This is a genomic window from Amycolatopsis vastitatis (genome assembly GCF_002234595.1).
Classification (GTDB): Bacteria; Actinomycetota; Actinomycetes; order Mycobacteriales; family Pseudonocardiaceae; genus Amycolatopsis; species Amycolatopsis vastitatis.
The window spans coordinates 64,592-87,785 of record NZ_NMUL01000007.1 but is presented as its reverse complement, the minus strand read 5'-3'; the positions used below and the strand labels follow the sequence as shown (position 1 = coordinate 87,785).

Genomic DNA, 23,194 nt, shown 5'->3' with positions numbered 1-23,194 from the left:
GGTTACCTCGCGTCTCGGGTCAGCAGCGCGGCGAGCCCGGCCGCGGTCGGGGTACGGAAGAACTCGGCGATCTCCAGCTCGGTCCCGAGCCGCTCGGTGATGCGGTTGCGCAGGACCACGAGCAGCATCGAATGGCCGCCGAGGGTGAACAGGTCGTCGTCGGCGCCGACGGCGGCGACGTCCAGGACCTCCGCGAAGATCTCGCAGAGGGTCGTTTCCAGGGGTGTCTCCGGCGCCCGGCCGCGGGCCCGCAGCTCGGGCAGCGGGAGCGCCGTCTTGTCCAGCTTCCCGTTGCGGGTCACCGGGAACGCCTCCAGCGGGACGATCGCCGTGGGCACCATGTACTCCGGCAGCGAGCGGGCCAGGAACTCCCGCAGCCGCGCGGGATCCGCGGTCTCCGGAGTGGTGTAGGCGACCAGCCGCTCGTCCCGGACGACGACGAGCGCCTGGCGAACGTCGTCGTGCCGGGTCAGCGCCGTCTCGATCTCGCCGGGCTCGATCCGGAAGCCGCGGATCTTCACCTGGTCGTCGGTGCGGCCGAGGTATTCGAGATGCCCGCCGGGCCGCCACCGCACGAGGTCGCCGGTGCGGTACATCCGCTCCCCCGGCGGCCCGAACGGGTCGGCGACGAACCGGTCCGCGGTGAGCGCGGGACGGCCGTGGTAGCCACGGGCCAGGCCGGCACCGGCCAGGTAGAGCTCGCCGGGCACCCCGGCCGGGACCGGCGAGAGGCCGCCGTCGAGGACGTAGGCGCGCGCGTTGTGCACGGGACGGCCGATCACCGGCCGCGCGGCGTCGCGGAAGCGGCCGACCAGAGCGTCCACAGTGGCCTCGGTCGGGCCGTAGAGGTTGTACGCCTCGGTCCCCGGCATCGACCGCAGCTGCTCCCACAACGGCTGCGAAACGGCTTCACCGCCGACGCCGACCACGCCGAGTGCGCACCGGCCGTCCGAGATCACCCCGGCCGCGGCCAGCTGGGCGAAGTGCGACGGCGTGAGTTCGAGGAAGTCGAGCCCGCGGTCGCGCACCACCGCCGCCAGCCGGTCCGGGTCGCGGCGGGTGTCGTCGTCGACGACGTGCACCTCGTGCCCGTCGAGCAGCCACAGCTGCGGCTGCCACGATGCGTCGAAGAAGAACGCCCACGCGTGCCCGACCCGCAGCCGCCGCCCGCCCGCGGCCGCGACCGCCGGGCGGTAGAGCGTCTCGCGGTGGCTGTGGAACAGGTTCACCAGCCCGGAGTGCGGGATGACGACGCCCTTCGGCTTGCCCGTCGAGCCGGACGTGTAGAGCACGTACGCCGGGTTGGCGGGCGACGGCGGGGTCAGCGCAGCGTCACTGTCCACAATGTCCTCGGCGAACAGCGCGCCCGGGACCGGCGAAGCCAGTGAACGGCTGGTGAGCACCAGCGCGGCACCGGCGTCGGCGAGGATCGCCGAGATCCGGTCCGCCGGCTGGTCCGGGTCCACCGGCAGGTAGGCCGCGCCCGTCTTGAACACGCCGAAGATCGCCTCGACGACCGCCGCCGACCGGGGCAGCACCAGCGCCACGACCTTCTCCGGACCCGCGCCCCGAGCCGCGAGCCACCGGGCGAGCCGGTCGGTCCGCGCGGCGAACTCCGCGAACGTGAGGCTCTCGCGGGCATCGCTCAGCGCGATCGCGTCCGGGGTGGCCGCCACCTGCGCGGCCAGCCGGTCGACGACCGTCGGCGCCGAAACCGTCAGCGGCGCACCGGTACCCCAGTCGCGCAGGATCCGGTCCCGCTCGAGAGAGCCGAGGACGTCGATCCGGCTCAGTGGCCGGTCCGGGTCCGCGACGACCGCCGCCATCACCCTGACCAGGCGCTCGGTGAGCGTCCGGGCGGTCGGTTCGTCGAAGAGGTCGAGGCTGTATTCGAGGTCGCCGTCGATGCCCTCGGCCGTTTCGACCAGGTCGAAGGACAGGTCGAACTTCGCCTGGCGCAGCCCGGTGTCCCGGTAGGACGCGTCGAGCCCGAGCAGCCGTCCGTCCTCCGAGCCCGAGTGGTAGACCGCGAGCATGACCTGGAACAGCGGGTGCCGGGCCAGCGACCGGGGCGGGTTGAGCAGCTCGACGAGGTGCTCGAACGGCAGGTCCTGGTGGGCGTACGCGGCGAGATCGGCCTCGCGGACGCGGGCCAGCAGCTCCCGGAACGTCGGGTCGCCGCCGGTGTCGGTCCGCAGCACCAGGGTGTTGACGAAGAACCCGGCGAGGTCGTCCAGGGCGTGGTCGGTGCGGCCGGCCACCGGCGTCCCCAGGGGGATGTCGGTGCCGGCGCCGAGCCGGGTCAGCAGGGCGGCCAGCGCCGCCTGCAGCACCATGAACGTGCTGGTGTCGCTGCCGTGGGCCAGTTCCCGCAGGCCGCGGTGGACGTCGGCGGGCACGGTGAACGGCACGGCGGCACCGCGGTTCGTCGACCGCGCCGGGCGCGGCCGGTCCGCCGGGAGCGCCAGCTCGTCGGGGAGGTCCGCGAGGGCTTCCCGCCAGAACGCGGCCTGGCGGCCGAGGACGCTGTCCGGGTCGCTCGCCCGGCCGAACATCTCCCGCTGCCACAGCGTGTAGTCCGCGTACTGCACCGGCAGATCGGTCCATTGTGGACGCTCGCCGCGGAGCCGGGCGGCGTAGGCGGTGTCGAGGTCGCGCTTCAGCGGCGGAAGCGACCAGCCGTCGCCCGCGACGTGGTGCACCAGCAGCACGAACACGTGCCGCTGGGGTCCGGCCGACACGAGGGTGGCCCGCACGGGGATCTCGGTGTCGAGGGTGAAGCAGTACGACGCCGCTGCGGTGACGCGCTCGTCGAGGTCCGCCGCGTCGACGGTCTCGGTGACCAGCACCGGCTCGGCCCGGTCGAGGACGACCTGCCGCGGCGTGCCCTGCTCTTCGACGAGGAGCGTCCGGAGGATCTCGTGGCGCGCCACGACATCGGTCAGCGCGGCGCGCAGCGCGCCGACGTCGACCGGGCCGGTCAGCTCCCACGCCCACGGGATGTTGTACGTCGCGTTCAGCCCGTCCAGGCGGTCGAGGAACCACAGCCGCTGCTGCGCGAACGAAAGCGGCAGCACGTCGGGCCGCTCGGCCGGGAGCAGTGCCGGCCGGCTCCTGCGTCCCGGGTCGAGGAGCCCGGCGAGCCGGGCCGGGGTCGGCGCGTCGAACACCGCCCGGATCGGCACCTCGACGCCGAGCAGGGCCCGGATCCGGCTGACCAGCCGCGTCGCCAGGAGCGAATGCCCGCCGAGCGCGAAGAAGCCGTCGTCGGGGCCGACCGCCGGGACGCCGAGAACGTCGGCGAACAGCTCGCCCAGCGCCTGCTCGGCCGGGGTTCGCGCGACGCGCCCCGAGGTCCGGACCTCGGGGTCGGGCAATGCGGCGCGGTCGAGTTTCCCGTTGGCGTTGACCGGCAACTCGGGCAAGACCACGACGGCCGACGGCACCAGGTACTCCGGCAGCTGCTCGGCCACCCGGGCCCGCAGCGCCACCGGGTCGCCCGACGGTGCCACGTAAGCGATCAGCCGGTTTTCGCGGGCGATCACGACCGCGCGCGCCACCGAGTCGTCCGTCGTCAGCACGGCCTCGACTTCGCCCGGCTCGACGCGGAAGCCGCGGATCTTGAGCTGCTGGTCCGCGCGGCCGAGGAACTCCAGTGCGCCGTCGGCGCGCCGCCGGACCAGGTCGCCGGTGCGGTACATGCGCTCCCCCGGCTCGAACGGCGAGGCGACGAACCGCTCCGCGGTGAGCGCCGGACGGCCGAGGTAACCCCGCGCGAGCCCGGCACCGGCCAGGTACAGCTCGCCGCGCACGCCCGGCGGCACCGGACGGAGACCGGCGTCGAGGACGTACGCGCGGGTGTTCGCGATCGGCCGCCCGACGGCCACGGACCCGTCGCAGACGTGGGCCAGGCTGTCGCCCGCGACCTCCGAACAGCCGTACAGGTTGACCAGTTTCGCCGACGGCCACCGGGCCGCGACCTTCTCCGCGAGCGCGGTGGAAAGCGGCTCGCCGCTGGTGATCCACGTGGTCACCGACTCGAACGCGGCGGCCGGGGCGTCCTCGGCGAAGCTGTCGAGCAGGCTCGGGACCACGGTGAGCACCTGTGCGCCGGACTCGCGGACGAATTCGGCCAGGGCCATCGGGTCGGTGGCTGTCGCGTCGTCGGCGAGGACCACCGGGTCGCCCGCGACGAGGCCGCCGAGCAGCTCGGTCGAGCCGTCGATGAACGTCAGTGCGCTCTTGGCCACGCGCACGCCATGGGCGACGTCCCGGCCCCAGTGGAGCCGGTTGGCGAGCGCCCGCTGGGTTCCCGCGACGGCCTTCGGACGGCCTGTGGAGCCGGACGTGAAGATGACGTACGCCGGGTGGTCCGGGCTGATCGCGGGCCAGGCCGGTTCCGGCCCGGTGTCGCCGGGCCGGACCAGGCGGTCGCCGAAGCCGTCCACCGCGATGACCAGGTGCGGTGCCGCGTCGGCGAGCATCAGTTCGATGCGTTCCGCCGGGTGATTGAGGTCGAGGGGCAGGTACGCGGCGCCGGTTTTGAGCACCGCCAGGAGGGCGACGACCAGGTCAGGCGACCGTGGCAGCGCGACCGCCACCACCCGTTCCGGGCCCGCGCCTCGCGCGAGCAGCGCGTGGGCGAGCGTGGTGGCCTGAGCGTCCAGGTCGGCATACGTGAGCCGCGCGGAACCGAAGACCAGTGCGGTCGCGTCCGGTGTCCGGGCCACCTGCGCGGCGAACAGCTCGGCGGCCGTCTCGGCGGGCAGGGGTGTCGCGGGGGCGGCGGCTAGCTGTTCGTGCTCGGCCTCGGTGAGCAGGTCGACGGCGCCGATCCGGGTGTCCGGGTCGGCCACGACCGCGCGCAGCAGCGTCCGGAGCCGGTCGAGGATCGCTTCGACGCTCGCGCGGTCGAAGACGTCGCTGTTGTACTCCGCGGTACCGCGGATCCCGGCCTGGTGGCCGGGCTGTTCGCCGACGAAGAACGTCAGGTCGGCCCGGGCGGTGCCGGTGCGGACCGGCTCCTCCACGGCGGTCAGGCCGGGCAGCGCGAGGTCGGCGACGGCGTTGTTCTGCCAGGCGAGCATCGTCTGGAACAGCGGGTGGTACGCGAGCGACCGGGCCGGGTTGAGGACCTCCACGAGGCGTTCGAACGGGACGTCCTGGTGGGCGTAGGCGTCGAGGCTGCGGTCGCGCACGCGGGCGACGAGGTCCCGGAACGCCGGGTCGCCGCCGGTGTCCACGCGCAGGACGAGGGTGTTCACGAAGAACCCGACGAGGTCGTCCAGGGCCTGGTCGGTGCGGCCGGCGATGGACGTGCCGAGCGGGATGTCGGTGCCCGCCCCGAGGCGGGTGAGCACCGCGGTGAGCCCCGCGTGCACGACCATGAACACGCTGGCGCCGCATGCGCGAGCCAGTTCCACGAGTCCGCTGTGGAGTTCGGCGTCCCAGCCGAAGGCGAACTGCTCGCCGCGGTAGGACGCTTCCGCCGGGTGGGGCCGGTCGGCGGGCAGCTCGATCCGGTCCGGCAGGTCCGCCAGTGCTTCACGCCAGTAGGCGAGCTGCGGTTCGATCACCGGCTCGCCGAGGACGTCCCGCTGCCACAGCGTGTAGTCCGCGTACTGGACCGGCAGCGCGGTCCACTGTGGAGCTTCCCCGGCCTGGCGGGCGGTGTAGGCCGTCGCCAGGTCGCGCCACAGCGGCGCGGTCGACCAGCCGTCCGACGCGATGTGGTGGAACACCAGCACGAGGACGTGCTCCCGGTCCCCCAGGCGCAGCAGTTCCGCCCGGAGCGGAATCTCCGACTCCAGCCGGAACACCGTGCCGGCCACTTCGGACACCGCGTCGGCGAGCACGGCCTCGGTGACCGTGCGCAGCGGCAGCGGGATCCTCACGTCGTCGAGGACCAGCTGCCGGGCCTCGCCACCAACCTCGGGGAAGACGGTGCGCAAGGCTTCGTGACGTTCGACCACGTCGGACAGCGCGGCCCGCAGTGCGCCGACGTCCAGGTCTCCGGTCAGCCGGACCGCGCTCGGCATGTTGTACGTCGCCGACGGGCCTTCGAGCCGGTGCAGGAACCAGAGCCGCTGCTGGGCGAACGACAGCGGCAGCACGTCCGGCCGCGGGTCGGCGCGCACCAGTGCCGGACGAGCCTGCTCGGCGGTGGACAGCAGCGCGGCCAGCCCGGCGACCGTCGGCGCCTCGAACACCGACCGTACCTGCAGTTCGACGCCGAAGACCGCGCGCAGCCGCGCGACCAGCCGCGTCGCCATCAGCGAGTGCCCGCCGAGGGCGAAGAAGTCGTCGTCGACGCCGACCGACGCGGCGTCGAGGACCTCGGCGAACAGACCACAAAGGACTTCTTCGGCCGGCGTCCGCGGGGCCCGGCCTGCGGTGACCGCCTGCTTGTCCGGGCTCGGCAGGGCGCGGCGGTCGAGCTTGCCGGAGGCCAGCAGCGGCAGCCGGTCGAGGATCACGAAGGCCGACGGCACCATGTACTGCGGCAGCCGGTCGCGGACGTGCGTCCGCAGGGCTGCCACCAGCGCGTTCGTGTCCCGCTGCCCGGCCGGGTGGTTGCCCAGCGCTTCCAGGGCGGCCCGCACCGGGCGGACGCGGTGGATCCGCGTCGGCTCCCCGGTGGTGAACACGACTTCCAGGGCGCCTTCGTCCGTGGTGAGCGTCGCGTACACGCGGTAGCCGTGGCGCTCGCCGAGTTCCTGCAGTGTCTCGGGATCCACCCCGGCCTTGCCGTCCAAAGCGGACAGTGCCGCGTCGGCGTCCCCGGCGGCCAGTGCGGCGACGGCGGCGAGTTCGCCGGCCAGCCGCGCGTTCGGCACGCCGGTGACACGCAGCCGCTCCGGGCGCGTTTCCAGGAGCCGGTCCAGCTCGGCGACGGACTCGAACGTCACGACCTGCTCGTCGGCCGCGGCGGGCCTCGGCGCCTTCCGCAGGACGACGTCGTAGCGGTGGCGAGTCAGCTCGTTGTGGGCGTGACCGCGCTTGACCCACAGGTCGACGTCGTCGAAGCCGTCCAGCTCACGGGCCAGCGCCGCGAAGAAGTCCGGGTCGAGGACGAGTTCGCCTTCCCGGGCGATCGCCTGATCCACCGCGGCGATGTCACGGCGGCCGTGCCGCAGCTCGGTCGCGGTCCGGAACGCCCGCAGCGAACGCAGGTTGCGGATGTCGCCGAGGAAGATCACGCCGCCGGGGCGGACCCGCGCCGCGGCCGTGCGGACGACCTCGGCGAAGTAGCCGACGCTCGGGAAGTACTGCGCGACGGAGTTGACGATCACCGTGTCGAACGGCTCGTCCGGCAGCGTGCCCAGGTCGTGCGCCGGCCGCGCGGCCAGGTGGACCTTGCCCGCGAACGCCGTCCCGGCGAGTTCCCGGCGCAGGTTGGCGATCGCCCGCTCGGACAGGTCGACGCCCCAGTACTCCTCGGCGTCCGGCGCGATCCGGGACAGGATCAGGCCGCTGCCGACGCCGATCTCCAGGACCCGTTTCGGCCGCAGGGCCCGGATACGTTCGATCGTCGCCGCGTGCCACTCCCGCATCTCTTCCAGGGGGATCTCGGAGCCGTCGTAGCTGGAGTTCCAGCCGGTGAAGTTCTCGTCCAGCCCGCCCGCGGCCGCGTCGGTGAACACGTTCTCGTGCAGCTCGCGCCACTCGCCGACGTGGTCCAGCTCGGCTTCCTCGTCACGGCCGGCGGCCGGGACGGCGTAGGCGACGAGCCGCCCGTCCTGCGCGAGCACCACCGACTGCCCGACGGCCGGGTGCTCGGCCAGCACGGCCTCGATCTCGCCCGGTTCGATGCGGTAGCCGCGGATCTTGACCTGGTCGTCGGCGCGGCCCAAGAACACCAGCCGCCCGTCCGGCAGCCACTTCACCAGGTCACCGGTCCGGTACAGCCGCCCACCCGAACCGAACGGATCCGCGACGAACCGCTCCGCCGTCAGCCCCGGCCGGCCGAGATAGCCACGCGCCAGGCCCGATCCGGCGAGGTACAGCTCTCCGACCACACCCGGCGGCACCGGCCTCAGCCCGGCGTCGAGCACGTACGCCCGGGTGCCGGGGTCGGGGATGCCGATCGGGACGACGGTCGCGTCCGCCAGCTCGGCCGGGTCACTTTCCCCGAGCGTCGAGTTGGTCGTGGCTTCGGTCGGGCCGTAGGCGTTGAACATCCGCCGTCCCGGCGCCCACCTCTTGACCAGCTCCGGCGACACCCGCTCGGTCCCGGCCAGCAGCACGCTGTCCCGCGGGACGTCGCAGTCCTCCGGCATGGCGTCGAGCAGGGCGGGCGGCAAGATCATGAAGTCGACGCCGTGCCGGTGCGCGTACTCGGTCAGCGCAGGTCCGGCGACGCGGCGTTCGGCCGGGACGACGACCAGGCGGCCGCCCGAAAGCAGGCCGAGGCACAGGTCCCAGAACGCGACGTCGAAACTCGGCGACGCGAACTGCAGCACCCGGCTGTGCGGGCCGACGCCGAAGCGCTCGACCTGGGTCGCGACGAGCTTGGCGACGCCGGAGTGCTGGAGGACGACGCCCTTCGGCCGTCCGGACGAGCCGGAGGTGTAGATCACGTACGCCGCGTTCTCCGGCTTGACCCCCACCGCCGGGTCCTCTGTGGACATTCCGGCCAGGGCCGGATCCTCCAGGAGGACCCGCGGGACGTCGGCGGGCAGCTTCGCGTCGCTCTCCCGCGTCGTCACCACGCAGACCGGGGCCGCGTCGCCGACCATGTAGGCGATCCGGTCGCCCGGGTAGTCGACGTCGACCGGGAGGTAGGCAGCACCCGCCTTGAGCACCGCCAGTTCGGCCACGACCATGTCCACGGACCGCGGCACGGCCAGCGCGACGACCCGCTCCGGCCCGGCGCCGCGTTCGACCAGCAGGTTCGCGAGCCGGTTCGCGCGGGCATTGACTTCGGCGTAGGTGAGTTCGACGTCTTCGAACACGAGCGCCACCGCGTCCGGCGCCTCGGCGACACGGCGGGCGAACAGCGCCGGGAAGGTCTCGGCGCCCGCCGGTTCGAGGGATCCGGCCCACCGGCCGAGCACCCGGTCGCGCTCGTCGCCGGCGAGGAGGTCCAGGGCCCCGACCGGGCGGTCCGGTTCGGCCAGCGCCGCACGCAGCAGCACTTCGAGCCGCCGCAGGATCGCGTGAGCACCCGCGTAGTCGAAGACGTCGGCGTTGAACTCCAGCACGCCCGCGATCCCGGCGTCGCGCTCGGTCAGCGAGATCGCGAGGTCGAACTTCGACGTCCCGGTGGTCACCGGGATCTCGGAGACGGCCAAGCCGGGCAGGACGACCTCGGCGCGGGCGTTGTTCTGCCCGGCGATCATCACCTGGAACAGCGGGTGGTACGACAGCGACCGCGCCGGGTTCAGCAACTCGACCAGCCGCTCGAACGGGACGTCCTGGTGGGCGTACGCGTCGAGGTTGCGCTCGCGGACGCGCGCCACCAGGTCGCGGAACGACGGCTCGCCCCCGGTGTCGACGCGCAGGACGAGCGTGTTGACGAAGAACCCGACGAGGTCGTCGAGGGCCTGGTCGGTGCGGCCGGCGATGGGCGAGCCGACCGGCACGTCGGTGCCCGCGCCCAGCCGCGTGAGCAGCGCGGCCAGCGCCGCGTGCACGACCATGAACACGCTCGCGCCGCACTCACGGGCCAGCCCGGCCAGCCGGGCGTGCAGTCCGGCGTCCCAGGTGAACGTGTGCAGCTCGCCGCGGAACGTCGCGACGGCCGGGTGCGGGCGGTCCAGGGGCAGCTCGATCCGGTCCGGCAGGCCGTCCAGCGCGTCGCGCCAGTACTCCAGCTGGGCGGACAGGACGCTGTCCGGGTCGTCCTCGCGGCCGAGCAGATCGCGCTGCCAAAGCGTGTAATCCGCGTACTGGACCGGCAGCGGCGTCCATTGTGGACTTTCACCGGCGCGGCGGGCGGCGTAGGCCGTGGCGATGTCCCGCCACAGCGGGGCCATCGACCAGCCGTCGGACGCGATGTGGTGGAACACCAAGGCGAAGACGTGCTCCCGATCGCCCACGCGCAGCAGCTCGGCGCGCATCGGCACGTGCCGCTCGAGGTCGAACGGGCCGCGGACGAGCCCGGTCAGCGCGTCGCCGAGGTCGTCGACCGGGCGCACCCGGAGCGAGACGCCCGCGTCCTCGACGGGCAGGATTTCCTGGTACGGCACGCCGTCCCGCTGCGGGAACCGGGTCCGCAGCGCCTCGTGCCTGCCGACCACGTCGGCCAGCGCCGTGCGCAGGGCCTCGACGTCGACCTCGCCTTCGAGCCGCATGACCAGCGGGACGTTGTAGGTGGCCGACGGGCCTTCGAGGTGGTGCAGGAACCACAGCCGCTGCTGGGCGCCCGACAGCGGCACGCGCGACGGCCGCCGCATCGGCACCAGCGGCGGGCGCGCGGCCCCGGCGCCGGTGGCGAGCACCCCGGCCAGGCCCGCGGGGGTCGGCGTCTCGAACACCGACCGGATCTCGACTTCGGCGCCCAGGGCCGCGCGGATCCGCGCGATCAGCCGGGTGGCCAGCAGCGAGTGGCCGCCGAGGGCGAAGAAGCTGTCGTCCGGGCCGACCCGCGGCAGGCCGAGGACGTCGGCGAACAGCTCGCACAGCTGCCGTTCGACCGGGGTGCGCGGTGCCCGGCCGGACGTCGGCGTCACCGGGTCCGGCGACGGCAGCGCGCGGCGGTCGAGCTTGCCGTTGGCCGTCACCGGGAGCGCGTCGAGCAGCACGATCGCCGACGGCACCATGTGGTCCGGCAGCCGGGCGGCGGCCAGTGCCCGCAGTTCGGCGGGCAAGGCGCCGGCGGGGGTGCCGTGGGGCACGACGTACCCGACCAGGCGGACGTCGCCCGGCCGGTCTTCGCGGGCCACGACGACGGCGTGGGCGACGTCGTCGTGCGCGGACAGCGTCGCGGCGATCTCGCCGGGCTCGACGCGGAAGCCGCGGATCTTGACCTGCTCGTCGCCGCGGCCGAGGAACTCCAGCACGCCGTCGGGGCGGAAGCGGGCGAGGTCGCCGGTGCGGTACATCCGGGAGCCGGGCGCGCCGAACGGGTCGGCGACGAACCGTTCCGCGCTCAGCCCGGGCCGGCCGAGGTAGCCGCGGGCGAGCTGGACGCCGGCGAGGTACAGCTCCCCCGGTGTGCCCGGCGGCACCGGGCGGAGGGCGGCATCGAGGACGTACGTCCGGGTGTTCCACACCGGACGTCCGATGGGGACAGTCCTGTCCTCAGTGGACGCTCGCCACGAGGTGACGTCCACCGAGGCTTCGGTCGGGCCGTAGAGGTTGTGCAGTTCGGCGCCGAGCACCCGGCCGAACTGCGCGACGGCGTCCGGCGGCAGGGCTTCGCCACTGCACAGGACGCGGCGCAGGCTCGTGCACTCCGCCGCGGTCGGTTCCTGCAGGAAGACCTGGAGCATCGAGGGGACGAAGTGGACGGTCGTGATCCCGCGATCCCGGATCAGCCGGGCGAGGTAAGCGGGGTCCTTGTGGCCGTCCGGCCGGGCCAGGACCTCCGTGGCGCCGGTGATCAGGGGCCACAGGAACTCCCACACCGAGACGTCGAAGCTGGACGGCGTCTTCTGCAGCACTCGGTCGTCGCCGGTGAGGCCGTACTCGTGTTGCATCCACAGCAGCCGGTTGACGATCCCGGCGTGCGGCACGACGACGCCCTTGGGGCGGCCCGTCGAACCGGACGTGTAGATGACGTACGCGGGGTTCTCGGGCCGGAGCACGACGTCGAGTGGCGCGTCCGGGACTCCGGCGAGGGTGTCCGGATCGTCCAGCAGCAGCGCGCCCGGAACCGCGGTCTCCGCCGTGGCCAGCACGAGCGCCGGTTCCGCGTCTTCGAGCATGAACGCGATGCGGTCGGCCGGGTAGCCGGGGTCGAGCGGCAGGTAGGCCGCACCCGTCTTGAGGACGGCGACGATGGCCGTGACGAGGTGCGCCGAGCGCGGCAGGGCCAGCGCGACCACGCGTTCGGGCCCGGCACCCTGCGCGACGAGCACGCGGGCGAGGCGGTTCGAGACGGCGTCCAGCTCGGCGTAGCTGAGTTCTTCGTCCTCGAAGACCAGGGCGGGGTGGTCCGGGGTCCGCGCCACCTGGGCGGCGAACAGCTCGGGCAAGGTGACCGCGGGGACGTCCTGGACGGCACCGGACCAGACGTCGTCCAGGCCGTCGCGTTCGGCCGTGGTCAGCACCTCCAGGGACCCGAGCCGCCGGTCCGGGGCCGAGACGACCTGCCGCAGCAGCAGTTCGAGGCGGTCGAGGAGGCCGGTCACGGTGGCCCGGTCGAACACCTCGGTGTTGAACTCGGCCTCGCCGTCCAGGCCACCTTCCCGTTCGGTGAAGGAGAACCAGAGGTCGAACTTGGCCGTGCCGGTGCCCACGTGCCGCGTGGTCACGGTGAGGCCGGGCAGCCCGGCGGCGGTGCCGGGGGTGTTCTGCCAGGCGAGCATGGTCTGGAACAGCGGGTGGTGCGCCAGCGACCGGGCCGGGTTCAGCACTTCGACAAGGCGCTCGAACGGGACGTCCTGGTGGTTGTAGGCGTCGAGGCTCCGCTCGCGGACCCGGGCGACGAGGTCGCGGAACGACGGGTCGCCGCCGGTGTCGACGCGCAGGACGAGCGTGTTGACGAAGAACCCGACGAGGTCGTCCAGTGCCGGGTCGGTGCGGCCGGCGATCGGGGTACCGATGGGGATGTCGGGGCCGGCACCGAGCCGCGACAGCAGCGCCGTCAGGCCCGCGTGCACGACCATGAACGGGCTCGCGCCGCACGCCCGCGCGAGTTCGGCGAGCCCGGCCTGGAGCCCGGCGTCCCAGGTGAAGGTGAAGAACTCGCCGCGGTGGGCGGAGACCGCCGGGTGCGGCCGGTCGAGCGGGAGAGTGATCCGCTCGGGCAGGGCGTCGAGCGCCTCGCGCCAGTAGCCGAGCTGGGCGGCCTCTTCGGCTTCGAGGAGATCGCGCTGCCAGAGCGTGTAGTCCGCGTACTGCACCGGCAACGGCGTCCACTGTGGAGCTTCGCCGTGCAGCCGGGCGCGGTAGGCCGTCGCGATGTCGCGCCACAGCGGGGACAGCGACCAGCCGTCGGCGGCGATGTGGTGCAGGACGACGACCAGCACGTGCCGGCGCGGGTCGAGCGCCAGCAGCGCGGCGCGCAGCGGCACGCCGTCGCCGAGGTCGAAGACCTCGCGGACCAGGCCGGCCACCGCGGTGTCCACTTCGGACTCGGACACCGTGCGGACGGGCAGCTCCACCGTGCTTTCGTCGAGGACCCGCTGGTACGGCTCGCCGTCGGCGGCCGGGAAGACCGTCCGCAGTGTCTCGTGCCGCGCGACGACGTCGTTCAGCGCGGCGCGCAGCGCCTCGACGTCCAGCTCCCCGGCCAGCCGCACGACGAGCGGGACGTTGTAGGTCGCCGAGCCGCCGTCCAGCCCGTGCAGGAACCACAGCCGCTGCTGCGCGAACGACAGCGGCAGCCGGTCCGGCCGCTCGGGGACGCGGACGAGCGGCGGCCGCCCGGTGCCGGTGACGGTCCCGGACACCAGTTCCGCGAGCGCGGCCGGTGTCGGCGCGTCGAACACCGCCCGCACCGGGATCTCGGCGCCGGCGGCCGCGCGGATCCGCTGGATCAGCCGGGTGGCCAGCAGCGAGTGGCCGCCGAGGGCGAAGAAGTCGTCGTCGGGCCCGGCCTGCGGCAGGCCGAGGACGTCGGCGAACATCTCGCACAGCAGCTGCTCGACGGGGCTGCGGGGCGCGCGGCCCGGCCCCGCGGTGAACCGCTCCGGGCTCGGCAGGGCCTTGCGGTCCAGCTTGCCCGACGCCAGCACCGGCAGCTTGTCCAGCACGACGAACGCCGAAGGCACCATGTACAACGGCAGCCGGTCCCGCACGTGCGCCCGAAGCGACGCAACGAGCGCCCCGGTTTCGCGCCGGGCGGCGGGGTTGTTGGCGTAGGACGCGGGCGCGCCGGCCGGGCGCACCGGCCGGTACACGGTTCCGTCTGCGCCCGAACGCCCCAATGTGGCGTTGGGTGCGTCAGACGCACCCAATGTGGCGTTCGGTGCGTTGGATGCACCGAACGCCACATTGGGGCGCATGAAGACAGCCTCCAGTTCGCCGCTCTCGGCCGCCCACGTCACCGCGACGCGGTAGCCGGCCTGTTCGCCGAGCCGGTGCAGGGCTTCGGGGTCGACGCCGTCGCGCCGCTCGAGGGCGGCCAGGGCCGCGTCGGCGTCGCCGGTGTCCAGAGCGCGGAGCGCCGCCAGCTCCCCGGCCAGCCGCGCATCCGGGATCCCGGTGACCCGCAGCCGCGACGGCGTCTCGGCGGCCAGGAACCGTTCCACCGCCCCGAGGTCGCCGAACGCGACGACCTGCTCGTCGACCGGGGCCGGCTTCGGTGCCTTCCGCAGGACGACGTCGTAGCGGTGCCGGGTCAGCTCGTTGTGCGCGGTGCCGCGCTTGACCCACAGGTCGACGTCGTCGAAGCCGTCCAGGTCGCGCGCCAGTGCCGGGAAGAAGTCGGGGTCGAGCACCAGCTCGCCCTCGCGCGCGATCGCCTGGTCGACCGCGGCGACGTCACCCCGGCCGTGCCGCAGCTCGACCGCCGTGCGGAACGCCCGCAGCGAGCGGAGGTTGCGGATGTCGCCGAGGAAGATCGTCCCGCCCGGCTTCAGGACGCCGGCGGCGGTCCGGACGACCTCGGCGAGGTAGTCCGCGCTCGGGAAGTACTGCGCGACGGAGTTGACGACCACGGTGTCGAACGGCTCGTCCGGCAATTCACCCAGGTCGTGCGCCGGCCGCGCGGCCAGATGGACCTTGTTCGCGAAGGGCGTCGCGGCGACCTCGCGCCGGACGTTCTCGACCGCGCTCTCGGAAAGGTCGACACCCCAATAGGTTTCGGCGTCCGGTGCGATCCGCGAGAGGATCAAGCCGCTGCCGACGCCGATCTCCAGCACCCGCTTCGGCCGCAGGGCCCGGATCCGTTCGATCGTCGCCGCGTGCCACTCCCGCATCTCTTCGAGCGGGATCTCGGAGCCGTCGTAGCTGGAGTTCCAGCCGGCGAAGTTCTCCTCGATGCCCGTCGAACCGGCGAGCATCTCCTCGTGGACGTCGTGCCATTCGTCGACGTGACCCTGCTCGGCCGCTTGGTCGCGGTCGGGCACCGGCACGGCGTAGGCGACCAGTTGGCCGTCCCGGGCGACGACGACCGACTGGCCGACGCGCGGGTGCTCGGCGAGGACCGACTCGATCTCGCCCGGCTCGATGCGGTAGCCGCGGATCTTGACCTGGTCGTCGGCCCGGCCCAGGAACACCAGCCGCCCGTCCGCCAGCCACTTCACCAGGTCGCCCGTGCGGTAGAGCCGCCCGCCCGAACCGAACGGGTCCGCCACGAACCGCTCCGCCGTCAGCCCCGGCCGCCCGAGATAGCCGCGCGCCAGACCGGATCCCGCCAGGTACAGCTCCCCGGCGACCCCGACCGGGACCGGCGCGAGGTACGCGTCGAGGACGTAAGCGCGGGTGCCCGGGTCCGGCACGCCGATCGGCACGGCCGAGCCGGGGGCGATCCCGGGGTCGCAGAGCCCGAGCGTCGAGTTGGTCGTGGCTTCGGTCGGGCCGTAGGCGTTGAACATCCGCCGTCCCGGCGCCCACCTCTTGACCAGCTCCGGCGACACCCGCTCGGTGCCCGCCAGCAGCACGCTGTCGCGCGGCAGGTCGCAGTCCTCGGGGAGTTCCGCGAGCAGCGCGGGCGGGAGGATCATGAAGTCGACGCCGTGGGCGTGCGCGTATTCGGCCAGCTCGAGGCCGGGCACGCGCCGCTCGGCGGGAACGATGACCAGGCGGCCGCCCGAAAGCAGACCGAGGCACAGGTCCCAGAACGCGACGTCGAAACTCGGCGACGCGAACTGCAGCACCCGGCTGTGCGGCCCCACACCGAAGCGCTCCGACTGCGTCGCGACGAGCTTCGCCACGCCCGCGTGGGAAACGACGACGCCCTTGGGGCGGCCGGTCGACCCGGACGTGTAGATGACGTACGCCGCGTTCGCCGGGACGATCTCCGCGCGCGGGTCCGTGTCCGGGCCCGTGGCGAGGTCGATTTCGTCGAGGAGCAGGACATCGCCGTCGAAGCGGTCCGCGAGGTCGGCGGTGGTCACCACGCAGACCGGGCGCGCGTCGGCGACCATGAACGCGATGCGCTCGGCTGGGTAGTCCTGGTCCAGCGGCAGGTAGGCGGCCCCGGCCTTGAGCACGGCCAGCTCGGCCACGATCATCTCGAGCGACCGCGGCACGGCCAGCGCGACCACGCGTTCGGGCCCGGCGCCGCGTCCCACGAGGACGTGGGCGAGCCGGTTGGCGCGCGCGTCCAGTTCCGCGTAAGTCAGTTCTTCGTCTTCGAAGACCAGCGCCACCGCGTCCGGTGCTTCCCGGACGCGGGCGGCGAACAGCTCCGGCAGGGTCGACAGCGGCGTGTCGAGGTCCGTGTCGTTCCAGTCTTCGAGGATCCGGCGCAGTTCCGGTTCCGGCACGACTTCCAGCCGCCCGACCGGGCACTGTGGACGCTCGAGCGCGTCGGCCAGGAGGTGCTCGAGATGCGTGAGCATGCGGTCCACAGTGGACTCGTCGAGGACGTCGGCGCGGTATCCGGCCACCAGGACGCCGTCGGCGACCGTGAGGTTCAGGTCGAGCGGGAGGTCGGTCTCGGCGCCGAAACCGACGTTGACCAGCACCGATCCCCCGCGCCCCGGCTCGGGCCCCACCTCGGCGACCAGGTCGTCGAACGGGACCTCGTGCGCCAGGGCCTCTTCGTGCGCCTCACGCACCCGCGTCACGACCTCGGCGAAGCCCGGCGAACCACCGAGATCGACCCGGAGCGGCACCAGCGAGCCGACGCCGACCACGACGTCGGCGGTGGCCGAATAGCGGGACAGCAGCACGGTGAACGCCGCGAGGACCGTCAACTCGCCGGCCTCGGGCAACGGCCTGACCAGCCGTCCCGCGACGGGCCCGGCGGAGTACGGCCGGTCGACCGGCAGCGGCAGCTCCTTCGGCGCCGAGGCGAGGCGGTCACGCCAGAACCCGAGCCTCGACACCTGCTGCACAGCGTCACCGTTGCTCACCGGTAGACCAGCCTCCCGCTGCTCACGGCACCCCGATCGGGATGCAAACTTAGGCGACCCTAACAAACGGATGGTGAGAATGCACTCCTGTACCATCGGTTAGCCTTACCTAAATCACTACCAGTCGGAGGTGCGGTGCGAACAGCCCCCGGAGGGATCGCTCTCAAGCGACGCCCGCCACACACGGGCCGCGCGCTCGGCCTGCTGGCCGCCCTCGGTGTCCTGGTTTTCCTGTGTGTGCTGAGCGTTTGGCTGGGGTCGAAGGAGATTTCGTTCGGCGCGGTCTGGCAGGTGCTCTGGCACAACGACGGTTCGGCCGACGCCGTGATCATCCACAGTGTCCGGCTGCCGAGGACACTCCTGGCCGTCGCGGTGGGCGCCGCGCTGGGGCTGGCCGGCACGCTCATGCAGGCGCTGACCCGCAACCCCCTCGCCGACCCGGGGCTGCTCGGCATCAGCGCCGGGGCGGCGTTCGCCATCGTCTTCTCGATCACCGTGCTCGGCGTCGGTTCCCTTTACGGCTACGTCTGGTTCGCCTTCGCCGGCGCGCTCGCCGCCACCGCGGTCGTGTACTCCCTCGGCACCCGCGGCCGCAGCGGCTCGAGCCCGGTCAAGCTCGCCCTCGCGGGTGCCGCCGTCACGGCCCTGCTCGGGTCGTTCACCAGCGCCATGGTGCTGTCGGACCCCGTGGCGCTCAACCGTTTCCGGTTCTGGTCGGCCGGTTCGCTCGCCGGCGTCGACAGCGGTTCGCTGCTGCGGATCCTGCCGTTCCTCCTCGTCGGAGTGGTCCTGGCGATCGCGAGCGGTCCCGCGCTGAACAGCCTCGCGCTCGGTGACGACGTCGCCGTCGCGCTCGGGCGCCGGCTGGGTCCGCTGCGGCTGCGCGGCGCGCTGGCCGTCACGCTGCTGACCGGCGCGTCCGTCGCCGTCGCGGGGCCGATCGTGTTCCTCGGGCTTATCGTCCCGCACGCCGTGCGGTTCGTCATCGGCCCCGACCACCGGTGGCTGCTGCCCTACACCGCGGTGCTGGCGCCGTGCCTGCTGCTGGCCGCGGACATCCTCGGCCGCGTCATGGCTCGGCCCGGTGAGGTCCGGGCGGGCGTGATCGTCGCGTTCCTCGGCGCGCCGTTCTTCATCCACCTGGTCCGCCGCCGCAAGCTCGTGGAGTCCTGACATGAGCCTGCTGCAGGTGCGGCGCGACCGCGTCACGTTCCGCCTCGCGAAACCCCCGGTGTCGGGGCAGATCCGGCTCCGGCTCGCCGTCGTCTCGCTCGTCCTCGCGGTGCTGGCGTTCGCGTTGTTCTGCGTGGGCATGACGATCGGGGACGTCCCGCTCGGCGTGTCCGACGTCCTTTCCGCCGTGTTCGGCGGCGGGGACAGCGGCACCGCCTACATCGTGCAGGAACTGCGGCTGCCCCGGGCGCTGACCGGGCTGCTGGCCGGGCTGGCGTTCGGCGCGTCCGGCGCGGTGTTCCAGACCATCACGCGCAACCCGCTGGCCAGCCCGGACATGATCGGCATCAACGCGGGCGCGGCCACCGCCGTGGTCGCGGGGATCTCGTTCGGGTTCGGCGGTGGCCTCGGCACCACCACGCTCGGCCTTCTGGGCGGGTTGCTGACCGGGCTGCTGGTGTACGTGCTCGCGTGGCGGCGCGGCACCACCGGCTACCGGATCATCCTGGTGGGCATCGGCGTCTTCGCGATGTGCACCAGCCTGACCGACTACCTGCTCAGCCGCGCGCAGATCACCGAAGCCCAGGCGTCGATCGGCTGGCTCGTCGGGAACCTCGCCAACCGCGGCTGGGCGCACGTCGTCCCGCTGGCCTGCGCGTTGGCGGTGCTGCTGCCGCTGGTGCTGGCCCTGTCGCGGTGGATGCGCACCCTCCAGCTCGGCGACGAGGTGGCGGCCGGGCTCGGCACCCCGGTCCAGCCGGTGCGGCTCGGCCTCCTGCTGGCCGGCGCCGGGCTGGTCGCCTTCGCGACGGCGTCGGCGGGCCCGGTCTCGTTCGTCGCGCTCACCGCGCCGCAGATCGCGCAACGCCTGGCGCGCCAGGCGTCCCCGCCGCTCACCGCGTCCGCGCTCACCGGCGCGGTGGTGGTGCTGGGCAGCGACATCCTGGCCCGCTCGATCACCGCGTCCCCGCTGCCGGTCGGCATCGTGACCGGCGCGCTGGGCGCCCCGCTGCTGCTCTGGCTGCTGGCCAGGGCCAACCGATCCGGTTCCGGAGGCTGAGAAGATGACACCGTTCCTGCGAGTGCGGGACCTGCGCGTCGCCTACGACGACCGGGTCGTCATCGACGGCCTCGACCTCGACATCCCGCCCGGGAAGATCACCGCGATCATCGGGGCCAACGCGTGCGGGAAGTCGACGCTGCTGCGCACCCTGGCCCGGCTGCTCACGCCGAAGGCGGGCGGGGTGTACCTCGACGGCCGGTCGATCCACGACCTGCCGACCCGCCAGGTCGCCCAGCGGCTCGGGATCCTGCCGCAGTCCCCGGTGGCACCCGAGGGCATGACGGTGGCCGACCTCGTCGGCCGCGGCCGCGCCCCGCACCAGAGCTGGTGGCGCCAATGGTCCACTTCGGACGAAGGCGCGGTGCGCGCGGCCCTGGAAGCGACTTCGCTGACGGACCTCGCCGACCGCCCGGTGGACGAGCTGTCCGGCGGGCAGCGGCAACGCGCGTGGATCGCGATGGCGGTCGCCCAGGGCACACCGGTGCTGCTGCTCGACGAACCCACGACGTACCTGGATCTGGCCCACCAGATCGACGTCCTGGACCTGGTCGTCGACCTCAACCGCGCCGAGGGCCGGACGGTGGTGATGGTGCTGCACGACCTTCCGCAGGCGTGCCGCTACGCCGACCACGTGATCGCGATGAAGGCGGGCCGGATCGTGGCCTCGGGCGAACCGGCTTCCGTCATCACGGAGGACCTCGTCGAGGAGGTTTTCGACGTTCGCTGCCAGGTGACCCCGGACCCGGTGAGCGGGACGCCGATGGTCATCCCGATCAGCCGCCACCACCCGGCACCGGTGAACTAGCGCTATCCTGGGGCCCGGCCTTCCTCACCGTCCCCGAGGACCGATCCGGCCGAATCCCCCTCGAGAAAGCTGACTGCTGTGTACGCGCTGCCCGAAAAGACCACCGGCCCCGAACGCGACCTGCTGGAGGCCATGCTCGACCGCGGCCGCCTCGCCCTCGTCGAGAACGCGCAAGGCCTGTCGGAAGCGGATGCCCGGCGCCGGCTGGTGCCGTCCCTGACCACCCCGATCGCCCTGGTCAAGCACGCGGCCGTCGCCGAGCGCCGGTGGTTCCAGTGGCTGGTGGCCGGACTCGACGAGTCCGAGATCGACGGTCCCTCGACCCCCGGAGACGCCAGTTTCGCCGTCGCCGACGACGAGACGGTGGCCGACGTGATCGCCGAGCACGAGGGGACCACCGCGCGTTCGCGGGAGATCGCGGCGGCCTTCTCCCTCGACGACCGCTGGACGCACCCGGTCGTCGGCGAGGTCACCCTCCGCTTCATTTACCTGTTCCTGATCGAGGAATACGCCCGCCACACCGGCCACGGCGACATCCTGCGGGAACAGCTGTCGTGAGTGAGAAACAGTGTTCTAACACTGTTTCTCACTCACGGCCACTGCGACGGGTCAGCGACCGCTGATCGCGTACTCCCCCACGGGCTCCGCCACCACGCGCCGGTCCACAATGGACTGCAGGATCTCGCCCACCCGGACCGCGGTGTTCGACAGCAGCGACGACGTGATCCCGTGCGTGTGCTCGGTGCCGCCCTGCAGGTAGATCCCGCCGCGCAGCGGGAGCTCCGTGGCGATCCGGTAGTCCCGGGAAACGCGCAGGCGGCCGGACTCGTCGCGCAGGCAGCGCGGGCCAAGCTCCCCGAGCAGCGGCGTCGGATCCGCGGGCCGGTAGCCGGTCGCGTAGACGACCGCGTCGGCCTCCAGGACCGTGCGCTCGCCGGTCGTCAAGGACTCGACCGTCACCGTTCCCGTGTCCGTCACCTCGACCGGCCGCGAAACGTTGAACAGCCGCAGCCGTTCCACACCCAGCACCTTCTCGCGGTAGACGCGCCGGTACAGCTCGTCGATCAGGTCGATGTCGACGGCCGAGTAGTTGGTCGCGCCGTGGTAACGCATCAGGCGGTCCTTCACCGGCTCGCCCGCGCGGTAGAACTGGTCGACGGCGCCGGGGTCGAAGATCCGGTTCGCGAACGAGCTGTCGTCGGCCGGGCTGTAGCCGTAGCGCGCGAACACCGCGCACACCTCGGCGCGCGGGAACTCGTCGTGCAGCAACGCGGCCACCTCGGCCGCGCTCTGCCCGGCGCCGACGACGACGAACCGTCGCGGTGAGCTGCCGCGCAGGCTTTCGACGCGGAACAGCAGCTCGCTGTTGTGCCAGATCCGGTCCCCGGCGGTGACGCCTTCGGGCAGCTGGGGCCGCAAGCCCGTGCCCATCACCAGGTTCCGGGCCCGCAGCGACGAACCGTCCGACGCCTCGACGTCGAAGTAGGCCACTTCGGAACCGTCGTACACCGGCCGCACCGAGACGACCTCGGTGCCGTACGAGACGACGTCGTCGACCTTCGCGGCCGCCCACTCGAAGTAGTCGTGGAACTCGACCCGCAGCGGGAACAGGTTCTTGTGGTTGATGAAGTCGACCAGCCGCCCGGACGCGTGCAGGTAGTTCAGGAAGCTGAACTCGCTGGTCGGGTTCCGCAGGGTGACCAGGTCCTTCAGGAACGACACCTGCATGGTCGCGGTCTCGATCAGCATCCCGCGGTGCCAGCCGAACCGCGGCTGCCGCTCGAGGAAGTGCGCGGTCACCGGCTCCCCCGGCCCCATGTTGTGCTCGGCGAGGGCGATCGCGAGCGCGAGGTTCGACGGCCCGAAGCCCACGCCGACGATGTCGTAGATCGGGACCTCTGCAGTCATGTTGCTCCCTCGCGCGCTCCGGTACGGTTCAGGGAACCCTAACCTAACTTAGGCGAGCCTCGCCTAGTACGTTCGTGGTGATGTTCGTCCCCCGATCTTGAAAGGGCACCAATGCGCGTCGCGATGTTCGGCTACCAGACCTGGGGGCACCGGACCCTGCGGGCGCTCATCGACGCCGGCCACGAGGTCGCCCTCGTGGTCACGCACCCGAAGAGCGACCACGCCTACGAGCGGATCTGGGCCGACTCGGTCGCCGACCTCGCGGAGGAGAACGGCATCCCGGTCCTCCTGCGCAACCGCCCGGACGACGCCGAACTCCTGGCCGAGCTCAAGGCCGCCGGCCTCGACCTCATCGTGGCGAACAACTGGCGCACCTGGCTCCCGCCGGAGATCTTCGAGCTGCCACGCCACGGCACCCTCAACATCCACGACTCGCTGCTGCCGGCGTACGCGGGCTTCTCGCCGCTCATCTGGGCCGTGATCAACGGCGAGCCCGAGGTCGGCGTCACCGCCCACATGATGGACGGCGAACTGGACGCCGGCGACATCGTGCTGCAGCGCGCGATCCCCGTCGGACCCACCGACACGACGACGGACCTGTTCCACCGTACCGTCGACCTCATCGCGCCGATCACCGCCGAAGCCATCTCTTTGATCGAGACCGGCTACACGCCGGTACCACAGGACCGGGCGAAGGCCAGCTTCTTCCACAAGCGCGCCAAGCGGGACAGCCTGATCGACTGGACGCTGCCGCCCGCGGACATCGAGCGGTTCGTGCGCGCGCTGTCGGACCCGTACCCGAACGCGTTCGCCTACCACCGCGGCCAGGAGCTGCGGATCACGAAAGCGTCGGTCTCGCAGGGCCACTACGGCGGCACGCCGGGCCGGATCTTCATCAGGGAAGGCGACGGCGTCGTGATCGTGGCCGGGCCGGACGCCCGCCGCGGGCAGTCGCCCGGCCTGCTGGTCGAACGCGTCCGCACCGCCGACGGGACCGACCTGCCCGCGCACGAGTACTTCAAGACGATGGGCGGATATCTGTGCAGTGGCGCTAAGCACCTCCGTTGAGGGTGGTGGCGGGGGCATGGATGGACTCACCGACCGCCCGTGACC

Annotated in this window: 7 protein-coding genes; 5 read left to right on the top strand and 2 right to left on the bottom strand. The window is 72.8% G+C overall.

Annotation, left to right across the window (positions count from 1 at the left end):
• Positions 1-2: 2 nt before the first annotated feature.
• A complete protein-coding gene (locus CF165_RS07495; RefSeq protein WP_093946695.1) occupies positions 3-17,132 on the bottom strand; it encodes a non-ribosomal peptide synthetase in 17,130 nt (5,709 codons plus the stop codon).
• A 135-nt stretch (positions 17,133-17,267) separates the two neighbouring features.
• On the opposite strand from CF165_RS07495, the gene CF165_RS07490 reads away from it, so the two are divergent.
• The 4 genes from CF165_RS07490 to CF165_RS07475 all read left to right on the top strand — a co-directional run bounded on the left by CF165_RS07490 (position 17,268) and on the right by CF165_RS07475 (position 20,731).
• A complete protein-coding gene (locus tag CF165_RS07490; protein ID WP_093946694.1) occupies positions 17,268-18,305 on the top strand; it encodes a FecCD family ABC transporter permease in 1,038 nt (345 codons plus the stop codon).
• Between the two features lies 1 nt (position 18,306).
• Positions 18,307-19,365 (top strand): FecCD family ABC transporter permease, encoded by a 1,059-nt coding sequence (locus CF165_RS07485; protein ID WP_093946693.1) that lies wholly within the window; start codon positions 18,307-18,309, stop codon positions 19,363-19,365.
• Positions 19,366-19,369: 4 nt separating this feature from the next.
• Positions 19,370-20,173: an ABC transporter ATP-binding protein gene (locus CF165_RS07480; protein WP_093946692.1), complete on the top strand. Its 804-nt coding sequence runs from the start codon at positions 19,370-19,372 to the stop codon at positions 20,171-20,173.
• Positions 20,174-20,251: 78 nt separating this feature from the next.
• Positions 20,252-20,731: a DinB family protein gene (locus CF165_RS07475; RefSeq protein ID WP_093946691.1), complete on the top strand. Its 480-nt coding sequence runs from the start codon at positions 20,252-20,254 to the stop codon at positions 20,729-20,731.
• A gap of 51 nt (positions 20,732-20,782) precedes the next feature.
• Here the strand turns inward: CF165_RS07475 and CF165_RS07470 are convergent, their stop codons facing one another.
• Complete coding sequence (locus CF165_RS07470; protein WP_093946690.1) at positions 20,783-22,081, bottom strand: lysine N(6)-hydroxylase/L-ornithine N(5)-oxygenase family protein; 1,299 nt, start codon at positions 22,079-22,081, stop codon at positions 20,783-20,785.
• 111 nt (positions 22,082-22,192) lie between these two features.
• Here CF165_RS07470 and CF165_RS07465 point away from each other — a divergent pair, with 111 nt between their 5' ends.
• Positions 22,193-23,149, top strand: a complete 957-nt coding sequence (locus tag CF165_RS07465) for a methionyl-tRNA formyltransferase (RefSeq protein ID WP_093946689.1) — start codon at positions 22,193-22,195, stop codon at positions 23,147-23,149.
• Positions 23,150-23,194 lie beyond the last annotated feature (45 nt).

Excerpts from the sequence above, each read along its gene's own strand:
- CF165_RS07485 (WP_093946693.1), top strand. The coding sequence starts at position 18,307 with ATGAGCCTGCTGCAGGTGCGGCGCGACCGCGTCACGTTCCGCCTCGCG.
- CF165_RS07480 (WP_093946692.1), top strand. The coding sequence starts at position 19,370 with ATGACACCGTTCCTGCGAGTGCGGGACCTGCGCGTCGCCTACGACGAC.
- CF165_RS07470 (WP_093946690.1), bottom strand. The coding sequence starts at position 22,081 with ATGACTGCAGAGGTCCCGATCTACGACATCGTCGGCGTGGGCTTCGGG.
- CF165_RS07465 (WP_093946689.1), top strand. The coding sequence starts at position 22,193 with ATGCGCGTCGCGATGTTCGGCTACCAGACCTGGGGGCACCGGACCCTG.